The organism is Streptococcus pluranimalium (assembly GCF_047785745.1).
Classification (GTDB): domain Bacteria; phylum Bacillota; class Bacilli; order Lactobacillales; family Streptococcaceae; genus Streptococcus; species Streptococcus pluranimalium_B.
Map to the genome: position 1 here is coordinate 19,464 of NZ_JBLOJT010000014.1, position 8,031 is coordinate 27,494.

Genomic DNA, 8,031 nt, shown 5'->3' on the forward strand with positions numbered 1-8,031 from the left:
AGTCTTTTAAGTCCTAATCATTCAAAATCACGACTGACAGACAATCGTGATTCCTTTTTCTTATTCAAGCTCTTCCCCATTTGAGGCGATGACTTTTTTGTACCAGTGGAAACTGTCTTTTGGTGTTCGGTTTAGAGTACCATTTCCGGCATCGTCCATATCCACATAGATAAACCCATAGCGTTTACGCATTTCACCTGTACCAGCTGAAACGATGTCGATACAGCCCCAAGTGGTGTAGGCAATGAGGTCCACGCCATTATCAATAGCTGTACTCATCGCTTTGATATGGGCACGGTGGTAATCAATACGGTAATCATCATGAATGGAACCATCTTCTTCAACTGTATCAAAGGCTCCAAGTCCATTTTCAACCACCATGATTGGGATTTCATAACGGTCATAAATTTTTTCAAGATAGTATTGAAGCCCATCTGGGTCATGTGCCCAACCCCAATCGGAGTAGGTCAAGTAAGGATTCTTAGCACCCACTGAGAAGTTTCCGGCTACTTGTTCTCCACCTGTATGTGTTGTCACATTGTTTGACATGTAGTATGAGAAGGTGTACACGTCTACGGTACCATTTTTAAGGTCTTCTTCTGTGATGTCTAGCTCAACATTGTGCTCTTGCCAGAGACGTTTGGCATAAGTGCCATACCTTCCTTTAGCTTGAACGTCCCCACAATAGTAAATGCCTGATTCCCACTTGTGCTGGTTAGCCAAGATATCTTTGGGATCACAAGTTGCTGGGTAGAAAGTAATCCCACAAATCATGTTACCAATCATAAAGTCAGAATTGATTTTGTGACCGAGTTGAACCGCTTTAACTGACGCAACAAATTGGTTATGAAGGGTTTGATAGCCAGCTTGATACTCTTCATCAGAAGCCTTACCGCCAAACATATCAAGGAACATGGTTGTGTTATTGATTTCGTTAAATGTCAACCAATATTTGACAAGGTCTTTGTATTCATTGAAAATAACCTCACAGTATTTCACGTAAAAATCAATAAGTTTACGGTTAGTCCAACCACCATAGTTTTCTTCAAGAGCTAGTGGTGTATCAAAATGCCAGATAGACACGAGTGGTTCGATATTGCATTTACGACACTCTTCGAATGCAGAGCGGTAAAAATCAAGTCCTGCCTGATTGGGCTTTGAAGCATCCCCGTTAGGGAAAATACGTGCCCAAGAAATAGACAAGCGGAAGATTGAATAGTCCATCTCTGCAAAGAGCTCAATGTCTTCTTTGTAGCGATGATAGAAATCTACCGCCACATGATTTGGATAATATTCTGTGTCTAGAACTGCAAACTTAGCACCTTCAGGGATTTTAGCGTAGTGACCTAGACCCCCGACCTTTCCTGGTTTGCCGTCTTTATCGATATAAGTCGTGTAACGTGGTGAATCGACCGTACCACCAGTCGTCACATCGGTCTGTACCAGTCCACGTCCGTCTTCATTATAAGCACCTTCTGCTTGGTTGGCAGCAATAGCGCCACCCCATAGGAAATCCTTTGGAAAAGTCATGATTGTATACCTCTTTATGTTTTAATAAGTGTATTATAGCGCAAAAAGAAAGCCTTTTCTGATGACATATTACGACAGACTGATACTATCTTATTAAAAAATGCCTACAAAGTAGACATACAATACTATTAGTTTATTCCCCTAAACTCTTTATCCCTTCTTCCAACAAAGACATAAGCAAAAGCGTCTGTTCTTCTTTGACCAGTGGCTCCGCGCCATTTGCCAAGGTGTCATAAAGGGCTTCGTAGAAAAGACTGTAGTCACCAACTTCTGAGACGACTTTTTCTTCGTGATATTGACCATCCTCCATATAAGAAAGGACAGCATAGTCTTGAGGTCTATCCAAGCCAAAGTCAGCGTGGTCAGGCAGATAGAATTTTTTCAAATCTTCTTCCTGACGGTCTTTGGTTTCCTTGATAAAGGTGCCATTGTCACCATAAACGACAAAACTTGGACGTTCTTTGAGACGGAAATAAGACGACTTAACCGAAATTTTGACATCTCCATAAGTCAAATCGACATCAAAATAATCATTCATGCGATTGTCGCCAAGCAGTTGACGCAAATCAAAATGTACTTTATCAGGTTTACCAAAATAAGAAATCACTTGATCCAAGGTATGGCAACCATGATTATAGAGGAAACTGGTGTCAATCGAAAACTCAGAAACACTCTCAGGTACTTCAGGACGGAAGTAATCAAAATGCATTTCAAGCTCTTGCAGTTTCCCTAATTTACCAGATTCAAGCACTTTTTGAGTCGTCAAAAAGTCAGCATCAAAGCGACGATTGTGGTATCCCTGCAACATAAGACCCTTCTCACGCGCGATAGCAAATAATTCCTCAGCTTCTGCCAAAGTTCTCGTAAAAGGTTTCTCTAAAAGGACATTCTTTCCAGCTAGAAGAGCCTTCTTGGCAGATTCATAATGATTTCCTAGAGGTGTTGTCACGACGACTAGTTCAATCTCTGGGTCATTTAAGAGGTCATCCAAGTTTGTGGTATAGGCTGCTCCCTCGACCTTTGCCCAGTCATCCTTAATCGAGCGGTTATAGATGGTTTTAACCTTAAACTTGCCTGTTTTTAAAACAAAGGGCATATGGTAACGATTGGTTGATTTACCATTTCCAATAAATCCTGTTGTAATCATACAAATCCTTTCTAAAAATGACCTCGAGAGATGTTAGTCATCACTAGGTCACACGATTGAAAAATAATGATAGTATTTATCTTTGAAAAAGATAGACTTATAAAACGTTTTCTTTATTGTAACATAATTCTCTAGACACGAAAAATTCTCTAGTCTGGAGAGAGGCTAGAGAATGTTAACAGAGTTAGCGATACAAGGATTCCCCATTAGTACTGATAACTTCTTTGTACCAATCAAATGATTTTTTCTTGTAGCGAGCTAGGCTTCCTGACCCGTCATCATTCCGGTCAACATAAATAAAACCATAGCGTTTTGATAGTTCTGCCGTTGAAGCTGAGACCAAATCAATTGGACCCCAAGTAGTGTAACCCCAAAGTTCCACACCATCTTGTAAAGCCTCACCCACTTGAATCAAGTGTTTTTGGAGGTAGTCAATACGGTAATCATCTTCTACCGTTGGACCATTTGGACCGTCAACCAAAACATCCTTAGCACCTAGACCATTTTCCACGATAAAGAGTGGCAACTGGTAACGGTCATAAAAATCATTGAGGACTAAACGAAGACCAACAGGATCAATCTGCCACCCCCATTCAGATGATTCTAGATAAGGATTCGTGATGCCACCCAAGATATTTCCTTTACCACTAACATACTCTTCAGGATTATGAGCCTGTGCCACGGACATATAGTATGAGAAGGAAATGAAATCAACCGTATGTTTGAGCATTTCCTCATCACCAGGTGCAAATTGAATCTCAATATCGTTTTCTTTAAAGAAACGCTTGATGTAGTTAGGGTATTTGCCACGCGCATGAATATCAGAGAAAAGATAGTTTTGATTTTCAAACTCATGGACGGCTAATTGGTCAAGTGGGGTTGACGTCATCCCATAAGCTGGCATAGCAATTACCATACAGCCGACTTTAAAGTCAGGGTTAATCTCATGGGCAATCTTTGTCGCTGACGCTGATGCCACTAGCTCGTGGTGCACCGCTTGATAGAGGTCTTGTTTGGACAATTCTTCAACTGGCGTTGCAATCCCACCAGACATGAAAGGAGCATGAAGAACCGAATTGACCTCATTAAAAGTCAACCAATACCTGACCTTGTCCTTGTAACGAGTGAAGACCGTACGAACATAGTTCTCGTAAAAACCGATCAAGTCACGATTAGCCCAACCATTGTACTCACGCGCCAAATGTAAGGGTGTTTCATAATGAGATAGTGTCACCAAGGGTTCAATGCCATACTTAGCTAGCTCATCAAAAACATCATCATAGAACTGAAGTCCTGACTCATTTGGCTCTGTTTCATCCCCATTTGGAAAAATACGAGACCAAGCAATGGACATCCGGAAAACCTTGAAGCCCATTTCCGCAAAAAGGGCAATATCTTCCTTGTAACGGTGGTAGAAATCAATGCCTTCCAGTTTGAGATTATCCTTTGTTGGTACTTCTGTGATCAAAGGATTCTTGTCTCCAGCTTTGGCAGGGATACCTCCTTTTGGGGTGACATCTTGAACGGACAGGCCTTTGCCATCAAGATTATAAGCCCCTTCAAATTGGTTGGCAGCTGTGGCACCGCCCCAGAGAAATTCTTTCGGAAATGTATAAGCCATGTATTTACCTCGTTTATCTTATATTAAGCATATTATATAAGGAAGCCTTTCCAAAGACTAACACTATCCTTTTAAAAACTGATACTATCCTTTTAATCACTTCAAGAAATTAAAAAAATGATATCAAATGATACCACTTTCACTATTACTATTTGGAATACTTACCATCAATAAAAGTAATTTCTTCAACATCGCTATAGGTACTATAAGCTTTAACAACTGAAATAATCCAATCAATTAAACACCATAGACCAAGAGTCAACCAATTTAGTAATAATTTTGCAACTCCAAGACCAATCTGACCACGCATAAAACGATCGACACCTAAGTATCCAAATAAAAAGTTTCCTAACCATACAAAAATATGTTTATTAATTTTCTTTTCCATTTTAATCTCCTCCCTTAATAATATGATTAGTGTAACATAATTTCAGCTATCTATAAACCATCATTTCAAGAATCACTTGATTAGACAACAGTAATTAGTCAGAAACTGATACTATCCTTTGATAAAAGCTTTACATATGCTAAAATAAAAGGGAAGCAAAGGAGAATAGTTGTGACCAAACAAAAAGAAGATTTTCGCTTAGACATTGATTATAACAACCACTTACTGCCCTACGACTTTTTCCATACCGAAGTTAAGGATGGGCGCCCTGATACCCTTTTTCATTGGCATCCCGAGTTAGAAATCAACTACGTCTATGAAGGAACCGCTCGCTACCATATCGACTATGACTTTTTCAACAGTACTGCTGGCGATATCATCCTTATCCGTCCCAACGGCATGCATTCTATTCACCCTATTGATAAGCAAACACACGTCACTGATACTTTCCTCTTCCACCTAGATATGATCGGCTACTCCATCATTGACCAGGTCAGCCTTCGTTACCTGCAGCCCTTGCAGAATTCCACTTACAAGTTCGTCCAGCGTATTCAACCTCACATGGAGGGCTATGATGAGATTAAGCGTGTTCTTTTCGATATTTTCACATTAGCCACAGACGAAGGGAGACACTTTGAAGTCTTGCTCAAAGCCAGATTGAACGAGCTGATATACTTGCTCTTCTTCCACCGCTATGTGGTACGAAAACTGACCGACGATACCTACCGCAAGGATGAGAAACTCAGAGAATTGATTGACCACATCAATAACCATTACAATGAAGATTTGACCATCTCACTCCTAGCTAAAAAAATGGGCTACAGTAAAACGCATTTCATGTCCGTTTTCAAACAACAAACGGGGTCATCCTGTACCGAATTTATCATTCAAGTTAGATTATCCAAGGCCTGTGACGCCCTCGTCAACAGCCGCAAACCCATCATCGACATCGCAACTCAGGTCGGCTTTAACAACCTCTCCAACTTTAACCGTCAGTTTAAAAATTATTATCAAATGACACCGAGCCAATATCGCAAACAGTACACTAAAGCCAAGGAAGCCAAAACGCTTATCAATCCCAAAGATGATATCTTAATCTAAAAAAGCACGCCACAACAGTGACGTGTTTTTTAACACCCAAAAATCCCTCCCGAAGGAAGGATTTCATTTTGTTATTTAACAGTTGTAAGGAGGTAGTCTCCTGTATTAACACGGCCTTCTTGTGTCGTTAAGACATCTGTGTAGGTATCTGTGTTTGTCACAATGATTGGTGTGATAACTGGAAGTCCGGCTGATTTAATAGCATTAACATCAAACTCAAGAAGTTTTTGTCCTGGAGTAACCTTGTCACCAACTTCAACAAAATTCTTAAAGCCTTTACCAACAAGTGACACGGTATCCATACCGATGTGAATCAAGATTTCAGCACCATTTTCAGTTTTAAGACCGATAGCATGGTTAGTTGGGAATACAAGTGATACTTCTGCATTGGCTGGTGCCACAACAACACCATCCGCTGGATCAATCGCAATTCCTTTACCCATAGCGCCCGAAGCAAAAACTTCATCAGATACATTTTCAAGAGTAACAACATTACCAATAAGTGGGCTAGCAATGATTTCTTGCTTAATATCAACAACTTCTTCAGCTGTGACAAGACCAGCTTCTTCAACTTTTTCTTCTGTTGGAGTTCCGTAAAGTGTTGGAACTGGAACAAAGTATTGAATAACAAAGGCAATTACAATAGCTACAAAGGTTAAGATAATCCCCCACATCATACCATTTGTATCCCCAGTTTTAGGATTTACCAACGATGGATAAAGGAAGACACCCATACCACCGATAGCATAAGTAGTGACTTTTAAAGCCATCATAGCTGCACCAATAATTCCTGAAACAACACATGAAATCATAAATGGTGTACGCATAGCGAGGGTCACCCCATAAATAGCTGGCTCTGTAACCCCAAAGATTGATGAGATAAGGGCTGGCGTTGTAATTGTTTTAACTTTTTGTTCCTTTGTTTTGAGCAAGATGGCAAGAAGAACACCAGTTTGCGTAAAGTTTGGAAGTAAGGCTGGTGAAAACATTGCAGATTCGCCAGTACTTGCCACTTGTAATATGGCTAATGGGACAATTGCCCAGTGAAGACCAAACATCACCATCACTTGCCATCCAGCACCAAGAACAAAGCCGAAGATAATTGGGTTAAAGCTTTGAATGGCAACCAGTCCATTACTTAAACCGTCTGATAGCACATTAGCAAGTGGACCTACTGCAAGAAAAGTCAACGGTACAGTGATTAAGATTGTTACAAAAGGAACGACGAAGAGTTTCACCACATCAGGCGTTATTTTCTTCATAAATTTCTCAATGATTGAAGCAACCCAGATTGCTAAAATCGCTGGCATAACAGTTGAGAGGTAGCCACTGGCTGGAAGTGCAAATGGAATACCAAAGACGTTATCTAGTCCTGCTTTTTTTAGCCCTGCTACTGAAGCTACAATATCAGGATAAACAAGAGCCGCGGCAATGGCAAGGGCGGTAAATTCATTCACTTTAAACTTACGTGCAGACGTAATGGCAATTAGCAATGGCAAGAATTGGAAGAAACCATCACCAGTGGCATTTAAAATAACGTATAGAGCGCTATTTGATGCATCCATTCCCATTAGACCACCCATAATAGCAACAATACCTTTAATGATACCAGCAGCTGCCAAAGGTCCTAGGAAAGGTTGGAAAATACCTGAAACCAAATCCACGAAACGGTCAAAAAGATTGCCTTTAGGTGCTGAATCCCCCTCATCGGTATCTAATGATCCAACTCCTTGAACTCCCTGTTCAAGAACTGCAGCGTAAACATCCGGTACGTGGTTTCCGATAACCACCTGGTATTGACCACCAGCTTTAACAACGGTAACGACACCATCACGTGCTTTTAAATAATCCGTATCCGCTTTGCTTTCGTCTTTCAAAACAAACCGCAAACGCGTCACACAGTGACGAAGATTGACAACATTGTCTTTACCACCAACGTGAGCGACAATATCTTTTGCCAATTCAGTATAATCTTTACTAGCCATTTTTGGCTCCTCCTAGAAAATAGATATTTGGAATGTCTTTAGGCAAACAAAAAACCTAAACAAATACCAAATAAACCTCCAGCATATCCTGAGATTGCTGCTCCTGTTTATCTTGTATTTATTTAGGTTTTGCCTGCTTAACCAGTAACAATCCATCTGATGTTTATTATACTAACAGACTTATCTGAATAATGCAAGCGCTTTTTTTATGTTTTTTCAAAAAATTCTTCTCAGTCGATGATTTTCTAGCTTAATCATT

At 40.3% G+C, this 8,031-nt stretch carries 6 protein-coding genes; 1 reads left to right on the forward strand and 5 read right to left on the reverse strand.

What is annotated here, in order from left to right:
* Positions 1–60: 60 nt before the first annotated feature.
* The 4 genes from ACMZ6U_RS03370 to ACMZ6U_RS03385 form a co-directional block, all read right to left on the reverse strand.
* Complete coding sequence (locus ACMZ6U_RS03370; RefSeq protein ID WP_416106256.1) at positions 61–1,530, reverse strand: glycoside hydrolase family 1 protein; 1,470 nt, start codon at positions 1,528–1,530, stop codon at positions 61–63.
* Positions 1,531–1,663: 133 nt separating this feature from the next.
* Complete coding sequence (locus ACMZ6U_RS03375; protein WP_416106258.1) at positions 1,664–2,677, reverse strand: Gfo/Idh/MocA family oxidoreductase; 1,014 nt, start codon at positions 2,675–2,677, stop codon at positions 1,664–1,666.
* Between the two features lie 184 nt (positions 2,678–2,861).
* Positions 2,862–4,298 (reverse strand): glycoside hydrolase family 1 protein, encoded by a 1,437-nt coding sequence (locus ACMZ6U_RS03380; RefSeq protein ID WP_416106259.1) that lies wholly within the window; start codon positions 4,296–4,298, stop codon positions 2,862–2,864.
* Between the two features lie 148 nt (positions 4,299–4,446).
* A complete protein-coding gene (locus ACMZ6U_RS03385) occupies positions 4,447–4,686 on the reverse strand; it encodes an NINE protein (protein WP_115130008.1) in 240 nt (79 codons plus the stop codon).
* 171 nt (positions 4,687–4,857) lie between these two features.
* Between ACMZ6U_RS03385 and ACMZ6U_RS03390 the strand changes: the two genes are divergently transcribed.
* On the forward strand, positions 4,858–5,787 hold the full coding sequence (locus ACMZ6U_RS03390; RefSeq protein WP_416106261.1) for a helix-turn-helix domain-containing protein: 930 nt from the start codon (positions 4,858–4,860) through the stop codon (positions 5,785–5,787).
* Between the two features lie 71 nt (positions 5,788–5,858).
* On the opposite strand, the gene ACMZ6U_RS03395 is transcribed toward ACMZ6U_RS03390, so the two are convergent.
* Entirely contained in the window at positions 5,859–7,772 is a 1,914-nt protein-coding gene (locus ACMZ6U_RS03395; protein ID WP_416106262.1) for a beta-glucoside-specific PTS transporter subunit IIABC, read from the reverse strand.
* Positions 7,773–8,031: the final 259 nt, after the last annotated feature.